Raw genomic sequence first — 16,405 nt, 5'->3', positions numbered from 1 at the left:
GGTAGAAATTACTCGAAGTTTATTTGAGAAATATTTGTCAGTTATTTGATGAGCCAAGATTTGTAGCCATAAGCTACTAATGATTTTTAACTGAAGAGTTTGATCATGGCTCAGATTGAACGCTGGCGGCAGGCTTAACACATGCAAGTCGAGCGGGGAAAGGTAGCTTGCTATCTGACCTAGCGGCGGACGGGTGAGTAATACTTAGGAATCTGCCTATTAGTGGGGGACAACGTTTCGAAAGGGACGCTAATACCGCATACGCCCTACGGGGGAAAGCAGGGGATCACTTGTGACCTTGCGCTAATAGATGAGCCTAAGTCGGATTAGCTAGTTGGTGGGGTAAAGGCCTACCAAGGCGACGATCTGTAGCGGGTCTGAGAGGATGATCCGCCACACTGGGACTGAGACACGGCCCAGACTCCTACGGGAGGCAGCAGTGGGGAATATTGGACAATGGGGGGAACCCTGATCCAGCCATGCCGCGTGTGTGAAGAAGGCCTTATGGTTGTAAAGCACTTTAAGCGAGGAGGAGGCTCCTATAGATAATACCTATAGTGAGTGGACGTTACTCGCAGAATAAGCACCGGCTAACTCTGTGCCAGCAGCCGCGGTAATACAGAGGGTGCAAGCGTTAATCGGATTTACTGGGCGTAAAGCGTACGTAGGCGGCTAATTAAGTCGGATGTGAAATCCCCGAGCTCAACTTGGGAATTGCATTCGATACTGGTTAGCTAGAGTATGGGAGAGGATGGTAGAATTCCAGGTGTAGCGGTGAAATGCGTAGAGATCTGGAGGAATACCGATGGCGAAGGCAGCCATCTGGCCTAATACTGACGCTGAGGTACGAAAGCATGGGGAGCAAACAGGATTAGATACCCTGGTAGTCCATGCCGTAAACGATGTCTACTAGCCGTTGGGGCCTTTGAGGCTTTAGTGGCGCAGCTAACGCGATAAGTAGACCGCCTGGGGAGTACGGTCGCAAGACTAAAACTCAAATGAATTGACGGGGGCCCGCACAAGCGGTGGAGCATGTGGTTTAATTCGATGCAACGCGAAGAACCTTACCTGGTCTTGACATAGTAAGAACTTTCCAGAGATGGATTGGTGCCTTCGGGAACTTACATACAGGTGCTGCATGGCTGTCGTCAGCTCGTGTCGTGAGATGTTGGGTTAAGTCCCGCAACGAGCGCAACCCTTTTCCTTATTTGCCAGCGGGTTAAGCCGGGAACTTTAAGGATACTGCCAGTGACAAACTGGAGGAAGGCGGGGACGACGTCAAGTCATCATGGCCCTTACGACCAGGGCTACACACGTGCTACAATGGTCGGTACAAAGGGTTGCTACCTAGCGATAGGATGCTAATCTCAAAAAGCCGATCGTAGTCCGGATTGGAGTCTGCAACTCGACTCCATGAAGTCGGAATCGCTAGTAATCGCGGATCAGAATGCCGCGGTGAATACGTTCCCGGGCCTTGTACACACCGCCCGTCACACCATGGGAGTTTGTTGCACCAGAAGTAGGTAGGGTAACCGTAAGGAGCCCGCTTACCACGGTGTGGCCAACGACTGGGGTGAAGTCGTAACAAGGTAGCCGTAGGGGAACCTGCGGCTGGATCACCTCCTTAACGAAAGATTGACGATCGGTAAGAATCCACAACAAGTTGTTCTTCAACTGTGTCTTGCAAAAGATTTAAAGCGATTCGTTGCTTTAGGTTTTCTCAGGGTCTGTAGCTCAGTTGGTTAGAGCACACGCTTGATAAGCGTGGGGTCACAAGTTCAAGTCTCGTCAGACCCACCATTCACTTTTTAAGTGTGGTGATAAAACGATGTTTTAGAACTTATGAGAAGCAAAGATAGAGTATCTCGAATAGATTATCTGGGGACTTAGCTTAGTTGGTAGAGCGCTTGCCTTGCACGCAGGAGGTCAACGGTTCGACTCCGTTAGTCTCCACCATATAAAGTTAGGTTTCTGGAATCAGAAACAAAGAATTTAACTGCAAAGTTAGATTATAGAATTTAGTAAAAGTTGTTCTTCATATCTTGGTGATCAATTTTATTAAGTTCTGTGATTTATCACAGTTTGCTACGACCTGACGAAGGCGTAGTTAATCATTAACAGATTGGCAAATTTGAGTTGAAATTAATTGTTTTAGCTCATTGTTTCGAAAGGAACGATGAGTACTAGCGAAGAAATTAACTGAATCAAGCGTTTTGGAAAACGAAAATAGATTGAAGCTGTACAGTGTTTAAATACACAGTACTTCAAACTGTAATGTTGCTAACCCTCCTTGTAGGGGTTACGACTGTTTGGGGTTGTATAGTCAAGTAATTAAGTGCATGTGGTGGATGCCTTGGCAGTCAGAGGCGATGAAAGACGTAATAGCCTGCGATAAGCTCCGGGGAGGCGGCAAATATCCTTTGATCCGGAGATTTCTGAATGGGGAAACCCACCTACTATAAGGTAGGTATCGTATGATGAATACATAGTCATACGAGGCGAACGAGGGGAAGTGAAACATCTCAGTACCCTTAGGAAAAGAAATCAATTGAGATTCCGTCAGTAGCGGCGAGCGAACGCGGATCAGCCCATTAAGTTATGTGTGTTTTAGTGGAATGCTCTGGGAAGTGCAACCATAGTGGGTGATAGTCCTGTACACGAAAGGGCACACATAATGATGACGAGTAGGGCGAGGCACGTGAAACCTTGTCTGAATATGGGGGGACCATCCTCCAAGGCTAAATACTCCTGACTGACCGATAGTGAACCAGTACCGTGAGGGAAAGGCGAAAAGAACCCCTGTGAGGGGAGTGAAATAGATCCTGAAACCGCATGCATACAAGCAGTGGGAGCCGACTTGTTCGGTGACTGCGTACCTTTTGTATAATGGGTCAGCGACTTATATTCAGTAGCAAGGTTAACCGTATAGGGGAGCCGTAGAGAAATCGAGTCTTAATAGGGCGTTTAGTTGCTGGGTATAGACCCGAAACCAGGTGATCTATCCATGAGCAGGTTGAAGGTTGGGTAACACTAACTGGAGGACCGAACCCACCGTCGTTGAAAAGCCGGGGGATGACTTGTGGATAGGGGTGAAAGGCTAATCAAACTTGGTGATAGCTGGTTCTCCCCGAAAGCTATTTAGGTAGCGCCTCGGACGAATACCATTGGGGGTAGAGCACTGTTTCGGCTAGGGGGTCATCCCGACTTACCAAACCGATGCAAACTCCGAATACCAATGAGTACTATCCGGGAGACAGACTGCGGGTGCTAACGTCCGTAGTCAAGAGGAAAACAATCCAGACCGCCAGCTAAGGCCCCAAAATTATAGTTAAGTGGGAAACGATGTGGGAAGGCATAGACAGCTAGGAGGTTGGCTTAGAAGCAGCCACCCTTTAAAGAAAGCGTAATAGCTCACTAGTCGAGTCGGCCTGCGCGGAAGATGTAACGGGGCTAAAACTATATGCCGAAGCTGCGGATGCATAATTTATTATGCGTGGTAGGGGAGCGTTCTGTAAGCCGATGAAGGTGTATTGAGAAGTATGCTGGAGGTATCAGAAGTGCGAATGCTGACGTGAGTAACGACAATGCGAGTGAAAAACTCGCACGCTGAAAGACCAAGGGTTCCAGTCCAACGTTAATCGGGGCTGGGTGAGTCGACCCCTAAGGCGAGGCCGAGAGGCGTAGTCGATGGGAAATTGGTTAATATTCCAATACTTCTGTGTAATGCGATGAGAGGACGGAGAAGGTTAAGTCAGCCTGGCGTTGGTTGTCCAGGTGAAAGGTTGTAGGCATGTATCTTAGGCAAATCCGGGGTACTCTATGCTGAGAACTGATACCAAGCTAGTTTACTAGCGAAGTGGCTGATACCCTGCTTCCAGGAAAAGTCTCTAAGCTTCAGTTACACAGGAATCGTACCCGAAACCGACACAGGTGGTCAGGTCGAGTAGACCAAAGCGCTTGAGAGAACTCTGCTGAAGGAACTAGGCAAAATGGTACCGTAACTTCGGGAGAAGGTACGCTGTTGACGGTGATAGGATTTACTCCTTGAGCGGTTGACAGCCTCAGAAACCAGGCCCCTGCAACTGTTTATTAAAAACATAGCACTCTGCAAACACGAAAGTGGACGTATAGGGTGTGATGCCTGCCCGGTGCTGGAAGGTTAATTGATGGGGTTAGCGTAAGCGAAGCTCTTGATCGAAGCCCCAGTAAACGGCGGCCGTAACTATAACGGTCCTAAGGTAGCGAAATTCCTTGTCGGGTAAGTTCCGACCTGCACGAATGGCATAATGATGGGGGCGCTGTCTCCAGCAGAGACTCAGTGAAATCGAAATCGCCGTGAAGATGCGGTGTACCCGCGGCTAGACGGAAAGACCCCGTGAACCTTTACTGCAGCTTGACATTGAACTTTGATCTTACTTGTGTAGGATAGGTGGGAGGCTTTGAAGTAGCGACGCTAGTTGCTATGGAGCCATCCTTGAAATACCACCCTGGTAATATTGAGGTTCTAACTCTGTCCCGTTATCCGGGACGAGGACCATGTCTGGTGGGTAGTTTGACTGGGGCGGTCTCCTCCTAAAGAGTAACGGAGGAGTACGAAGGTGCGCTCAGCGTGGTCGGAAATCACGCGTAGAGTATAAAGGCAAAAGCGCGCTTAACTGCGAGACCAACAAGTCGAGCAGGTACGAAAGTAGGTCTTAGTGATCCGGTGGTTCTGTATGGAAGGGCCATCGCTCAACGGATAAAAGGTACTCTGGGGATAACAGGCTGATACCGCCCAAGAGTTCATATCGACGGCGGTGTTTGGCACCTCGATGTCGGCTCATCTCATCCTGGGGCTGAAGCAGGTCCCAAGGGTATGGCTGTTCGCCATTTAAAGAGGTACGCGAGCTGGGTTTAGAACGTCGTGAGACAGTTCGGTCCCTATCTACCGTGGGCGCTGGAAATTTGAGAGGATCTGCTCCTAGTACGAGAGGACCAGAGTGGACGAACCTCTGGTGTACCGGTTGTGACGCCAGTCGCATCGCCGGGTAGCTATGTTCGGAAGGGATAACCGCTGAAAGCATCTAAGCGGGAAGCCTACCTCAAGATAAGATTTCCCAAGGACTTTATGTCCTCTAAAGAGCCGTTGAAGACTACGACGTTGATAGGTTGGATGTGGAAGCATAGCGATATGTGAAGCTGACCAATACTAATTGCTCGTGAGGCTTGACTATACAACACCCAAGCAGTTGTATGCGCAATCTATTCTTTGACAAATCGCTTGATTTAGTTAATCAAACCGCTAAAATAAACAAAAAATTTCAACTCAATCAGCCCTTCTGTTAATAACTCTTTTGGTTAAGATAGTACGGATGTCGAATACGACGTAAAACCCGAAATCACCATAAACAGTTGTGCTGGCGACAATAGCAAGAGTGAACCACCTGATCCCTTCCCGAACTCAGAAGTGAAACCTCTTTGCGCTGATGGTAGTGTGGGGTTACCCATGTGAGAGTAAGTCATCGCCAGCTCATTATTCCTAAAAACACCCCAGTCAACGACTGGGGTGTTTTTTTATGCGCGGGAAAAATGAAAAGAAAAACGAAAATTGAATACAATAAAAAGCCCCTAAATAAGGGGCGCTCATGAGGTTAAACCATCTTCATAAAAAAGTTAATTAGCTCAATATTTAACTCTTTTTAAGCTGTCTACGCGCATGCTTTAATGCACTACGTAATCCTTCTTCTAGGGTTGGGTGATAAAAAGGTTTTTCAAGTATTTGATCGACTGTTAGTTTTTCAGAAATAATCCAGGCTAGTAAGTGCCCCATATGCTCTGCGGACTCAACCAATAGCTCAGCACCGAGAAGTTGTCGTGTATTTACATCGACGTAGACTTCAGCAGCACCACGATTCTTACCGAGCACTAAGGCGCGACCTTGGCGCTCATAGGACACATAACCAGTAATAAACTCAACATTTTCATCTATGAGTTGCTTATGGCTTTGTCCTGCAATTGCCATTTCGGGCGAACTAAAGACGATAGATAAAGGAGTGAGTGTTTTAAGGTCTTTTAATTTAGGAAAGTTTAAACAACTTTCTACGACCAACTTACCCTCAACAGCAGCTTCGTGTTGTACCGGTGTTTGAGTGTATGCATCTCCAATAATGAAAATTGGATATTCACCGAGTTGTTTGCTTCGATTGTTGATTGGTAAGTTGCGAATCTCTTTAAATAGTGGGTTTATTTGAATTAAATCTAAGGAGTTTAAATTGGAGCTTCTTCCCGTTGCACTGAGTACATAGTCAACCTCAAGTGTCTGAGAAACATTGTCAGTAAAAGAAATCAGTACACCGTGTTGAGATTTTTTTATATTTTCTGGCAATACTTTGAACTTGATATTCATCGCTTGGCTGAGCTCTTTGCAAGCAAGTGGCTGTAGTTGTGGGCTGCTGAGGGAACCTACTTTTTGACTACGTGCAAATACAGTCGTCTGAACCCCTAGACGTGTCATCGCTTGAGCAAGTTCAATTGCAATGACCCCACTGCCAATCACGGCAAGTGATTTAGGCAGCTGTTCTAATTCAAAGATATCATCTGAATTAATATAGCGATCACCTAGTTCTGCTTTCCACTCGGCATCCATATTCGGAGTCGAACCCACAGCCAGAATAAAAGATTTAGCTTGATAGTGCTGATTATTAACTTGGATCGTATTGGCATTAATAAATTTTGCTGCACCAGAAATTTTATGTGATTTATCCCAGGAATCGACATCAGCGAGTGTTGCTGCGGTAAAGCGATCTCTGAGCTGACGTACATGTTGCATAACAGCAGAGCGATCAATGTGTGCCTCAACCTGCAATGCAACTTCATCCGCATGTTCAATGTCATACATGCGGTTTGCGGTTGAAATCAAGACCTTGCTTGGCATGCAGCCAACGCGAGCACAGGTCGTATCCCATGGCCCTTGATTGACGATGAGAATATTAGAAGTGTATTTGATGGCTTCTTTATATGCACTGATACCCGCTGTACCTGCACCTACAATAATAATATCGTACATGACTAAACCTCTTCTTATTGATCGTGCGATGACAAGACGAATTCGGATCTAAACGTATTTGGTTTTTGCCCGCAGCACAATACGGTTGCGAACTGGATAATGAAATAAGATTTTAAAATGCTAGGACACTTAGGTTAAATAGAGGTACCCATCGAAACTCCAACTGTTGGTCGTACGTTCATCGAACTACATCCGCTCAGTAGGACAGCGGAGAGAAATAAAATGAAAAACTTATTCATAAATAGGTCCTTAAATTTAAACTGCTTTAGTTTCATGTTAAGTCGATATTCTATTCTGTAAGCTCTCGACTGTATTAGTCCTTTTATGTAAGCCATGCAATGCATGAATTTATTTCATATTTTGCAGTACTTATATTGTGATAGGTACTGCATTTACAGATGAATGAGTCTTTAGAACCAGATTATATATCTGAATAAAAGACTAGATTGGGTGATAAAAGAACTTAATCGTCTAATAGATCCATTTGTTTGGCCAATTGATACAAGTTATTTGATCGATTCCCAGTACGACAGAACATCAGAATAGGCTTAGGTAGTTCGTTGTAATGGTTAGCAAAAGTACGAACATCGATTTCAGTGATTTGACCAGCAATCACGGGTTGATAAACATAGTCTAAGCCTGCTGCACGTGCAGCAACTTCAATTTCGGCTGAAGTAACTTGTTCTGCACCACCTTCAAAATCTGGACGATTATTGACGATAGATTTAAAACCCTTTTCTACAACTTGAGAAATATGTTCTGGGCTTATTTGACCTGCGAAACCGATACTTTCACTCATTTTGTCACTCCACAATGTTGATAAACGTATTATGCTAATATCTTAATAGTAAACTTAGATACGAGTTTGAATGGCCCTATCTTTGATTAAGTTCATTAAGATAATATCAATAAATTATAATGCAATGGAGCAGTTATGTATGCTTTCACTGTAGAGCCACTTTATATAAAAAGTGATGAGAATCTTATTGCAGCTGATTTTTATCGACCGAAAAATATAATTAAGCCTGCTGTTATTATTATGGCCCCCAGTTTTGCTGGGCTTAGACAATTTAAACTCGGTCAATATGCTCAGCGTTTTGCGCAAGCTGGTTATGCGGTGGTCGTTTTTGATTATCGTTTTTGGGGAGCGAGCACCGGCGAGCCACGTGAACTTATTTCTTTAGAATATCAAATAGATGATTGGAAAAAAGTAATTCAGTTTTTGTCTTCCTCTCCTAAAGTTGATGCACGTAAACTTGTATTGTGGGGAGCTGCTTTAAGTGGAGGCTATGTTTTAACGCTCGCAGCGCAATTAAAAAATATTTATGCAGTTATGGTACAAACACCATTTGTAGATGGGGTGGCAAGTGCAAAACTTTATCCTATGCTTCAATTGCTAAAAGTATTAAAATTATCGAGTCAAGATTATATGGGCTCAAAAATAGGTGCAAGTGCAAAGACTTTGCCTGTCGTACATCCTTCTGCTTTATGTTTTATGCCGAGTCAATCCAGCTATCAGGGTTATATGTCCATTATAAATCCCGATTATTATTGGAGTGGTGAGGTTCCTGCACGTGTATTTTTCCATTTGATTCGTTATCGACCTATCCAGGCGGTCGCAGACATTCAAATACCGGTGTTATTTATTGCGGCTCAATATGATCATCTGATTCCGATTGAATCTAGCCGAGAGGCAGCCCGTAAGATGAGCCAAGTTGTTCAATATTGTGAATGGGATATTTCTCATTTTGATCTTTACAGTCCTCAATGGTTAGAAAAATCAATTTCGATCCAATTAGAATTTTTACAGCAACATTTTGGAGTCTCCTAAATGATCATTGTTTGTCCATCATGTCATGCAAAAAATCGTGTTCCTGAAGAGAAAGTAGCGCAGCAGCCGACTTGCGGCCAATGCCATAACTCGCTTATTCCATTACAACCGATTGAGTTGAATGAGCAGAATTTTAGCCAAATTGTTCCAAATAGTGATTTGCCTATTTTGGTTGATTTGTGGGCAGAGTGGTGTGGTCCTTGTAAGAGTATGGCACCGCATTTTACTGCTGCAGCCAAGCAAAACCCCAAGGTTATCTTTGCAAAAATAGATACAGAAGCAAATCCTCGTTTAAATCAAGCATTCAATATTCGGAGTATTCCTACGTTGGTGCTAATGAAGAAAACGGAAGAAGTGGCGCGAGTAAGTGGGGCGATGAGCTCCCAACAATTGCAACAATGGTTAGATCAACAATTAGCGAATACAAGCTGGAGTTAATGTGTCAGATTCTCATTTTAGACCTGAAGGTACCCTATCATTACAAACCATTGCGATGCCAGCAGATACCAACTGGAGCGGTGATGTTTTTGGGGGATGGATTGTTTCACAAATGGACTTGGCTGGTGCGATACATGCAGAGCGTTTTAGTAAAGGGCGTTGTGCGACCATTTCAATTAATCAGATGACATTTTTAGTCCCTGTGAAAGTGGGGGATGTGATTAGTTGTTATACCAAAATTTTAAAAGTAGGTAATACTTCAATTCAAATGCAAATCGAAGTATGGGATAGCCATGATAGTTCACGATCTCCAATACGTGTAACGGAAGGGGTATTTACTTTTGTTGCTGTTAATGTGAAAGGTGGAAAGCGCGATATTCCTGAAGAATCGAAACAACGCTTTCTAGAGCTCAATAAACTCAATAATAAATAGAATAGTATTTAATATTAAAAAATCCCAGTTTGAACTGAACCCCAAATCTTGGATAGCTCAGTTAAATTGGGATTTTTTATTAAAACATTGAGTTTGCATTGGCTGACTGTTCAGGGATAGCTTGAATGACATCCCAATGTTCCACAATTTTACCGTTTTCGACCCTGAATATATCGACAATGGCTTTGCCACGATCTGCCTGTGATTGGATTGAATGTACGTGTAAAGCGACCAAGTCACCTGACGCAATTACACGTTTAATTTGATTTTGTGCTTCAGGATTTTGTTGGAAATAGGCTTTGAAGTAATTGATAAAGGGTGCCTTGCCATCTTGAACATGTGGATTATGTTGAATATATTTTTCTGCAAGATATTGATCAGCATAGCTGCTAACTTGGTGTTTTAGAAACACACCTTGGTAGAAGTCGACGACAACAGCTTTATTATGTTCAGCACGTTGCTGTTGTAAATCCGTTGCTAAAATGGCATTTTCAGCGAGAACTGGTTTTCGTGAGGGTATAAAACTACAGCCGCCTAGAATCAAACTCACTAGAAGGCTTGTGGCAAATATTCGGTTATTTTGTTTGTTATTTTTCATGTTGATGCTCAAATAAAGGATTGTTTGAGCATCTTGAATTTTTGATTGACTGTTAAATAGAGAAAATCAGTGATTATTTTTTACGTTTTGGTAACCATGCCCAGAGCATTTGACAGTGAATCGGCTCATTGCCTGAATCATCAATAACCGTGACAGGAATAAGCATTTCACCTTTCTCATTGGCTAAAATAAACTTTTGTTGATCGGCACTTAAAGTCGCAGTTGCTGTTAACCCACCTTGGGCGACCTTGAGATAGTCTACATGCAGTGATTTAATCAGTATGATGCGCTCATCCGGAATATGTAACCCAACTAGAAAACCCGTTGCCGTTTCAGCTAAAAGTGCCATTGCTGCTGCATGGACACCTTTGATATGGTTTTGCACATTACGTTGATTTTCAAGACGAACTTTAACGTGATCTGCATCAACCTCAAGATAGCGTATGTTGGCTGTTCCAACCATAGGTACGACACGACCAAAGGCCTTGCTCCACAGTGTGCTCCGAATTCCTTTAGGAAATTTCGATGTTGCTCTTACAAGTTTGAATAAACGATTGGTCTGTGTCATAAAATGTACCTAGCATCAGAAAATGGAAAAAACTAGTCTTTAAAATTGTTGAACTGTAACGGCACACCAAATTGTTGGTCTTTCAAAAACGTCATAACTTGTTGCAAGGTATCGCGTTTTTTATCAGTAATACGAATTTTGTCGCCTTGAATAGAAGATTGGACTTTTATCGAACTTTCTTTAATGGCTTTATTAATTTTTTTTGCAGTATCACTGTCAAGTCCATCTTTTAATTTGATGACTTGAATGATGTTTTTGCCAGACGCAGTCATTTTTTGTGGATCTAATGCCTGGATATCAACTTTACGTTTAAAAAAGTGAGCCTCTAACATGCTATACACTTGTTCACATTGAAAATCACTTTCCGCACTAATCTTAACTTCTTTGGCTTTTTCATTTAATTCAATAGAAACATCCTGGCCACGGAAATCAAAGCGGGTTGCAATTTCTTTTTGGGTGTTTTGAACTGCATGATTTACTTCGAAAATTTCTAATTCAGATACAATATCAAAAGATGGCATGGTTTAGGCCTTTACAAATGGAAAGAATATCTGAGATGCTAGGGGGGTTTTCTTCTTTTGCCAAGTGTTGTTTACATCAAAGGAGTGCGCAATGATCCGTAAACAAGAAATTACAGCATTTGAGTTCCCAGAAAATGCAATTATCTGGGATGTTCGTGATGCAAGTTCTTTTTCAGAAGGCCATATTCAGGGTGCGATTAATCAGCCCATAGATAGTTTAAATGCTGAGATGCTTTCTCAGGTGGCTCCGGATCAGACGATATATGTACTATGTGGTGGCGGTAGTAAGGCGCCACGTGCAGCTGAAAAGCTAGAAAGTTTAGATAATACTCGTGACTACGTCGTTCTTATGGGCGGTACACGTGCGGCTCGTGCAGGAGGATTAGCTTTAGTGCAAGACGCCTAAGGCCTGCATATGTTGTAATAGCATTTAACTGAATGTTTTTGTGATATTTAAAAAACAATCTTTTAAGTACATAAAATGAAGCGAACCAGAAGTTCGCTTCATTTTTTTTATCTAAAAAAGTCAATGTTAAACATAAGAATCTACGAAGTTTTATATTTATTTCAAAATCATAGCTTAGATACGCATCATTTCCATCAGTAGCAACGCACTAGCGCGTCGCTACGCATTCAAATCTATTTTTGGCTACCCTAGGGGGGTGAATGGGTTAGAGATCTGCTGTGCGCTCAATCAGCATAGCATCACCATAACTAAAAAAACGATACTGCTGTTCAACTGCATGTTGATAGGCTTGCATCACATGATCACGGCTTGATAACGCAGAAACCAACATCAATAACGTCGATTCTGGCAGATGAAAGTTGGTAATCAGGCGGTCAACCACACAGAATTGATAGCCTGGATAAATAAAAATTTGCGTATCGCCAGACCAAGCACCAATTTTGCCACCGCAGGCTTGTGCTGCACTTTCTAAAGCGCGCGTCGCTGTTGTTCCAATCGCGATGACTTTGTTACCACGTGCGTGCGTTTCTTCAATCAGTTTGACGGTTTCTGCTGGTACTTCACACCATTCACTGTGCATATGGTGATTTTGAATATCTGTGCTACGTACGGGTAAGAACGTTCCTGCGCCAACATGCAAGGTGACAAAGGCTTTGAGAATGCCTTTTTGTTCAAGTTGTTCAAGGATGTTTTCATCAAAATGTAAGCTGGCGGTTGGTGCTGCGACACTGGCCAATTTTGTTGGATCATTAAATACGGTTTGATAACGGACTGAATCGATTTCTTCAGCTTCGCGATTGAAATAGGGCGGAATAGGTAATTGACCATATTGATCGAGCACTTGCAGAATTGGCTGCGAAAACTCAGCAATAAACAGATTGTCTTGGCGACCTGTTACGGTCACTTGGACGGCACCATCACCAATAAACAATACGGCACCGGCTTTGGGACTATTGCTTGCTCGAATATGGCAGTGGGCAACGTTTTGATTAAAAATACGCTCGACTAAAATTTCAATCGCTCCACCTGATGCACGTTTGCCTTTTAAGCGTGCTTTCATGACTTTAGTGTCATTTAGCACCAGTAAGTCGCCTGGATTGAATAAATCTAAAATATCGGTAAAGCAATGGTCTTGAAAACTGCCATCAGCTTGTAGGTGTAAGAGTCGCGAAGCACTGCGAGATTCAAGAGGGTAACGGGCAATAAGCGTGTCGGGAAGGGAAAAATTAAAATCTGAAAGTTGCATGTGTCGATTGAGCAAAGCCTTAAAAGTGGACATTAGTATAAGCTTTTTTATTTTTTTTCGCTGATAATGCTGCTTTATTAATCGAAAAAATCAAAACTGATTTAAAAATATGCAAATGTGAAAACTTAGCGTTGACAAGGTTTTGAAAACCGCTATTATACGTTCCATCAAGACATCCTCTCCCGAGGTGGTGAAATTGGTAGACGCGGCGGACTCAAAATCCGCTGTCAGAGATGACGTGTCGGTTCGAGTCCGACCCTCGGGACCAAATTCAGAAAACCCCTAACTTGCATTAAAGGTTAGGGGTTTTTTCTTGCCTGCAATTTAATATTTAAATTGAAAGTATGTCTCGTAGTAAGGGTTTAGGCGAAAAAAAGCCAACGCATGAGCGTTGGCTTTTACTTGCATTGCCGACAGCTTGGTCAGCGTTGCACTGTGTTAATTAAGCTTCAACAGCTGCAAGTGCAGCATTGAATGTGCTACTTGGACGCATAACTGCATTTACTTTGTCTTGATCAACCGCATAGTAACCACCGATATCTGCTGCGGTTCCTTGTACTTGAGCAAGCTCAGCAATAATTTGCTGTTCATTTTCAGTTAAGGTTTTCGCAAGTGCAGCAAACTTGGTTTTAAGCTCAGCATCTTCATCCTGCGCAGCAAGGGCTTCTGCCCAATACAAAGCGAGATAGAAGTGGCTGCCACGGTTATCAAGCTCACCCGTGCGACGTGATGGTGATTTGTCGTTGTCGAGCAATTTACCAGTGGCTTCGTCAAGTGTTTGAGCCATCAATTTTGCACGCGTATTATTGCCTTTGATGCCAAGTTCTTCGAGAGATACCGCTAACGCCATAAATTCACCCAGTGAATCCCAACGTAGGTGGTTTTCTTCGACCAGTTGCTGAACGTGTTTCGGTGCTGAACCACCTGCACCTGTTTCGTACATACCACCGCCAGCCATCAATGGAACGATAGACAGCATTTTAGCTGAAGTACCGAGTTCCATGATTGGGAACAAGTCGGTTAGGTAGTCACGTAAGATGTTACCTGTCACAGAAATTGTATCAAGACCACGCGCAACACGCTCAAGTGTGTAACGCATTGCACGCACTTGTGACATGATTTGAATATCTAGACCAGCAGTATCGTGATCTTTCAGATATTTCTGTACTTTCTTGATCAGTTCATTTTCATGCGGACGGTAAGCGTCAAGCCAGAAGATTGCCGGCATGCCTGAGTTGCGCGCGCGGGTAACCGCAAGCTTCACCCAATCACGGATCGGTGCATCTTTAACTTGGCACATACGCCAGATATCGCCTTCTTCGACGTGCTGTGTCATCAGCACTTCACCTGTTTCGATGTCAGTGATATTGGCCGTACCAGCTTCAGTGATTTCAAAGGTTTTGTCGTGTGAACCGTATTCTTCAGCTTTTTGCGCCATCAAACCGACGTTCGGCACAGTCCCCATTGTTTGCGGATCGAAGTTGCCATTCCATTTACAGAAGTTAATCATCTCCTGATAAATACGCGCAAACGTTGATTCTGGCATAACAGCTTTACAATCGTACTGTTTACCATCAGCGCCCCACATTTTACCGCCACCACGGATCATCGCAGGCATAGATGCATCGACGATAATATCGTTAGGTGAATGGAAGTTTGTGATTCCTTTGGCTGAATCAACCATGGCCAATGCTGGACGGTGTTCTTGGCAAGCATGCAGGTCACGGATGATTTCGTCACGTTGCGATTCTGGTAGCGTTTCGATCTTTTCGTATAACACAGACATGCCGTTATTGACATTTATGCCTAACTTATCAAATAACTTGCCATGTTTATCAAAGGCTTCTTTGTAGTAAATTCTGACGCAGTGACCAAAGACGATTGGGTGGGAAACCTTCATCATCGTTGCTTTTACATGTAGTGAGAACAAAATACCAGCTTCGCGGCAATCATCGAGTTGCTTCTCGTAGAAGTCGCAGAGCGCTTGTTTGCTCATAAACATTGAGTCAATGATTTCGCCATCTTTGAGCGCGACTTTTGGTTTGAGGATGATGCTTTCACCACTTTCGGTGATCAGTTCCATCTTCACATCACGTGCGCGGTCGAGTGTGATCGACTTTTCACCGTGATAGAAGTCGCCGTGTTCCATATGTGAAACATGGGTTTGTGACCACTGTTTCCACTCGCTCATTGAATGCGGGTGTTTTTTAACATAGTTTTTGACTGCAGCAGGTGCACGGCGGTCAGAGTTACCCTCACGTAATACAGGGTTTACAGCTGAACCGAGACATTTACCATAACGGTTTTTGATCGCTTTTTCGTCTTCGGTCGTCGGGTTTTCAGGATAGTCAGGAATGGCATAGCCCTTAGACTGAAGTTCCTTAATACATGACATCAACTGGCCAACAGAGGCACTGATATTTGGAAGCTTGATGATGTTTGTATCTGGATCTTGTGTAAGGCGACTCAGCTCCGCCAGGCTATCTGGCACCTTTTGTTCGTCACTTAGGTGGTCCGCAAATTCTGCAAGCACGCGTGAGGCTACAGAGATATTACTTTTGACAAATTCCACGCCGGCCGGCTTAGTAAAGGTCTCAATGATCGGCAGCAGCGAATAAGTCGCCAATAATGGCGCTTCGTCGGTCAGTGTGTAAATAATTGTTGACTTTTTACCAGCCATATATATCCCCTTACTTTGGATTGAGTTTTTAGGACCGAGTTTTCGACTCAGCCACTGTTAACAGATTTTCTGAATAAAAACATTGAGAGTATCAGCCTTCCTAGCAGCTCAGTCAACGAAATCTCTTTTCATATTGTTATCTCGCTGATTATTCATACTCATTAATGAGGGGTGTTTTTGAAATTACAATGATCGTAATGATCACGTAATTAGTTGAGCATGATTTTTTAGGCCTCTTTCGAAGCAGCCCTGAGGCAATATTTGCGGGATAACGCAATGTTTTTGTATTTTAAGCAACTTAATTTGCATCGTTAAAGCGTGAATAAAATAGATAGATTACTGGGTATTAAATGACAACCAATGTTACACATGTATTTACTTATGAGAACATAATTTTATCTCATATGCAGAAAATTGCGGATTGAGAAAATTAATAAAGGTTGAGGTTCGAGCTGCGAGTAGGAGCGTAGAGCAGTATGGTTATTTAATATCCAGTTGATTTATCTTAAAATAATAAAAATTTCAGAAAGCCACTTGTCGTAAGGTATATCGTAGTAAATCCAATTAAATCATTGTTTA

12 protein-coding genes, 3 tRNA genes and 3 rRNA genes are annotated in these 16,405 nt (G+C 43.2%); 10 read left to right on the top strand and 8 right to left on the bottom strand.

What is annotated here, in order from left to right; translation table 11 throughout:
* The first annotated feature begins 87 nt into the window (after positions 1 to 87).
* The 5 genes from FD716_RS14345 to rrf all read left to right on the top strand — a co-directional run bounded on the left by FD716_RS14345 (position 88) and on the right by rrf (position 5,510).
* Positions 88 to 1,627: ribosomal RNA gene (locus FD716_RS14345) — 16S ribosomal RNA — on the top strand.
* A gap of 96 nt (positions 1,628 to 1,723) precedes the next feature.
* Positions 1,724 to 1,800 (top strand) — tRNA-Ile (locus tag FD716_RS14340).
* An 80-nt stretch (positions 1,801 to 1,880) separates the two neighbouring features.
* A tRNA-Ala gene (locus FD716_RS14335) sits at positions 1,881 to 1,956 on the top strand.
* Between the two features lie 365 nt (positions 1,957 to 2,321).
* Positions 2,322 to 5,213 (top strand): 23S ribosomal RNA (locus FD716_RS14330).
* A 182-nt stretch (positions 5,214 to 5,395) separates the two neighbouring features.
* Positions 5,396 to 5,510: ribosomal RNA gene (gene rrf, locus FD716_RS14325) — 5S ribosomal RNA — on the top strand.
* The 16S, 23S and 5S rRNA genes sit together here with 2 tRNA genes alongside, the layout of an rRNA operon.
* 158 nt (positions 5,511 to 5,668) lie before the next feature.
* Here the strand turns inward: rrf and FD716_RS14320 are convergent.
* The 3 genes from FD716_RS14320 to FD716_RS14315 form a co-directional block, all read right to left on the bottom strand.
* Positions 5,669 to 7,045: a dihydrolipoyl dehydrogenase gene (locus tag FD716_RS14320; RefSeq protein WP_139852962.1), complete on the bottom strand. Its 1,377-nt coding sequence runs from the start codon at positions 7,043 to 7,045 to the stop codon at positions 5,669 to 5,671.
* Between the two features lie 134 nt (positions 7,046 to 7,179).
* A complete protein-coding gene (locus FD716_RS19440; protein WP_407641901.1) occupies positions 7,180 to 7,284 on the bottom strand; it encodes a lipoprotein in 105 nt (34 codons plus the stop codon).
* 224 nt (positions 7,285 to 7,508) lie between these two features.
* Positions 7,509 to 7,844, bottom strand: coding sequence for a TIGR01244 family sulfur transferase (locus FD716_RS14315; protein ID WP_139852961.1), 336 nt, complete (start codon positions 7,842 to 7,844; stop codon positions 7,509 to 7,511).
* 135 nt (positions 7,845 to 7,979) lie between these two features.
* Between FD716_RS14315 and FD716_RS14310 the strand changes: the two genes are divergently transcribed.
* Genes FD716_RS14310 through FD716_RS14300 form a run of 3 tightly spaced genes read left to right on the top strand, consistent with a single transcriptional unit; the run spans position 7,980 to position 9,747 of the window.
* Positions 7,980 to 8,876 carry an alpha/beta hydrolase gene (locus tag FD716_RS14310; RefSeq protein WP_139852960.1) on the top strand — a complete coding sequence of 299 codons (897 nt, stop codon included), beginning with the start codon at positions 7,980 to 7,982 and terminating at the stop codon, positions 8,874 to 8,876.
* Positions 8,877 to 9,314 carry a thioredoxin TrxC gene (trxC, locus tag FD716_RS14305; protein WP_139852959.1) on the top strand — a complete coding sequence of 146 codons (438 nt, stop codon included), beginning with the start codon at positions 8,877 to 8,879 and terminating at the stop codon, positions 9,312 to 9,314.
* Positions 9,315 to 9,369: 55 nt separating this feature from the next.
* Positions 9,370 to 9,747 carry an acyl-CoA thioesterase gene (locus FD716_RS14300; RefSeq protein ID WP_407641935.1) on the top strand — a complete coding sequence of 126 codons (378 nt, stop codon included), beginning with the start codon at positions 9,370 to 9,372 and terminating at the stop codon, positions 9,745 to 9,747.
* A 79-nt stretch (positions 9,748 to 9,826) separates the two neighbouring features.
* On the opposite strand, the gene FD716_RS14295 is transcribed toward FD716_RS14300, so the two are convergent.
* From FD716_RS14295 to FD716_RS14285, 3 genes are all read right to left on the bottom strand, one after another.
* A complete protein-coding gene (locus FD716_RS14295; protein WP_139852957.1) occupies positions 9,827 to 10,345 on the bottom strand; it encodes a nuclear transport factor 2 family protein in 519 nt (172 codons plus the stop codon).
* A gap of 73 nt (positions 10,346 to 10,418) precedes the next feature.
* A complete protein-coding gene (locus FD716_RS14290) occupies positions 10,419 to 10,913 on the bottom strand; it encodes a DUF4442 domain-containing protein (RefSeq protein ID WP_139852956.1) in 495 nt (164 codons plus the stop codon).
* A 32-nt stretch (positions 10,914 to 10,945) separates the two neighbouring features.
* Complete coding sequence (locus tag FD716_RS14285; RefSeq protein ID WP_139852955.1) at positions 10,946 to 11,434, bottom strand: YajQ family cyclic di-GMP-binding protein; 489 nt, start codon at positions 11,432 to 11,434, stop codon at positions 10,946 to 10,948.
* Positions 11,435 to 11,525: 91 nt separating this feature from the next.
* On the opposite strand from FD716_RS14285, the gene FD716_RS14280 reads away from it, so the two are divergent.
* Entirely contained in the window at positions 11,526 to 11,840 is a 315-nt protein-coding gene (locus FD716_RS14280; RefSeq protein ID WP_139852954.1) for a rhodanese-like domain-containing protein, read from the top strand.
* Between the two features lie 265 nt (positions 11,841 to 12,105).
* Here FD716_RS14280 and queA read toward each other — a convergent pair whose 3' ends face one another.
* Positions 12,106 to 13,146, bottom strand: coding sequence for a tRNA preQ1(34) S-adenosylmethionine ribosyltransferase-isomerase QueA (gene queA, locus FD716_RS14275; RefSeq protein ID WP_139853704.1), 1,041 nt, complete (start codon positions 13,144 to 13,146; stop codon positions 12,106 to 12,108).
* A gap of 181 nt (positions 13,147 to 13,327) precedes the next feature.
* Here queA and FD716_RS14270 point away from each other — a divergent pair.
* A tRNA-Leu gene (locus FD716_RS14270) sits at positions 13,328 to 13,414 on the top strand.
* Between the two features lie 174 nt (positions 13,415 to 13,588).
* Here FD716_RS14270 and FD716_RS14265 read toward each other — a convergent pair.
* Positions 13,589 to 15,826: an NADP-dependent isocitrate dehydrogenase gene (locus FD716_RS14265; protein ID WP_139852953.1), complete on the bottom strand. Its 2,238-nt coding sequence runs from the start codon at positions 15,824 to 15,826 to the stop codon at positions 13,589 to 13,591.
* Between the last annotated feature and the right edge of the window lie 579 nt (positions 15,827 to 16,405).

This window comes from Acinetobacter pullicarnis (genome assembly GCF_006352475.1).
Taxonomy (GTDB): Bacteria; Pseudomonadota; Gammaproteobacteria; order Pseudomonadales; family Moraxellaceae; genus Acinetobacter; species Acinetobacter pullicarnis.
Note: the sequence above shows the minus strand (reverse complement) of the source record. Positions and strands in the feature narration are given on the sequence as shown.

What these genes read in the sequence shown, in the direction of transcription:
- FD716_RS14320 (WP_139852962.1), bottom strand. Translation starts at nt 7,045, where the DNA reads ATGTACGATATTATTATTGTAGGTGCAGGTACAGCGGGTATCAGTGCA.
- FD716_RS19440 (WP_407641901.1), bottom strand. Translation starts at nt 7,284, where the DNA reads ATGAATAAGTTTTTCATTTTATTTCTCTCCGCTGTCCTACTGAGCGGA.
- FD716_RS14315 (WP_139852961.1), bottom strand. Translation starts at nt 7,844, where the DNA reads ATGAGTGAAAGTATCGGTTTCGCAGGTCAAATAAGCCCAGAACATATT.
- FD716_RS14310 (WP_139852960.1), top strand. Translation starts at nt 7,980, where the DNA reads ATGTATGCTTTCACTGTAGAGCCACTTTATATAAAAAGTGATGAGAAT.
- trxC (WP_139852959.1), top strand. Translation starts at nt 8,877, where the DNA reads ATGATCATTGTTTGTCCATCATGTCATGCAAAAAATCGTGTTCCTGAA.
- FD716_RS14300 (WP_407641935.1), top strand. Translation starts at nt 9,370, where the DNA reads ATGCCAGCAGATACCAACTGGAGCGGTGATGTTTTTGGGGGATGGATT.
- FD716_RS14295 (WP_139852957.1), bottom strand. Translation starts at nt 10,345, where the DNA reads ATGAAAAATAACAAACAAAATAACCGAATATTTGCCACAAGCCTTCTA.
- FD716_RS14290 (WP_139852956.1), bottom strand. Translation starts at nt 10,913, where the DNA reads ATGACACAGACCAATCGTTTATTCAAACTTGTAAGAGCAACATCGAAA.
- FD716_RS14285 (WP_139852955.1), bottom strand. Translation starts at nt 11,434, where the DNA reads ATGCCATCTTTTGATATTGTATCTGAATTAGAAATTTTCGAAGTAAAT.
- FD716_RS14280 (WP_139852954.1), top strand. Translation starts at nt 11,526, where the DNA reads ATGATCCGTAAACAAGAAATTACAGCATTTGAGTTCCCAGAAAATGCA.
- queA (WP_139853704.1), bottom strand. Translation starts at nt 13,146, where the DNA reads ATGCAACTTTCAGATTTTAATTTTTCCCTTCCCGACACGCTTATTGCC.
- FD716_RS14265 (WP_139852953.1), bottom strand. Translation starts at nt 15,826, where the DNA reads ATGGCTGGTAAAAAGTCAACAATTATTTACACACTGACCGACGAAGCG.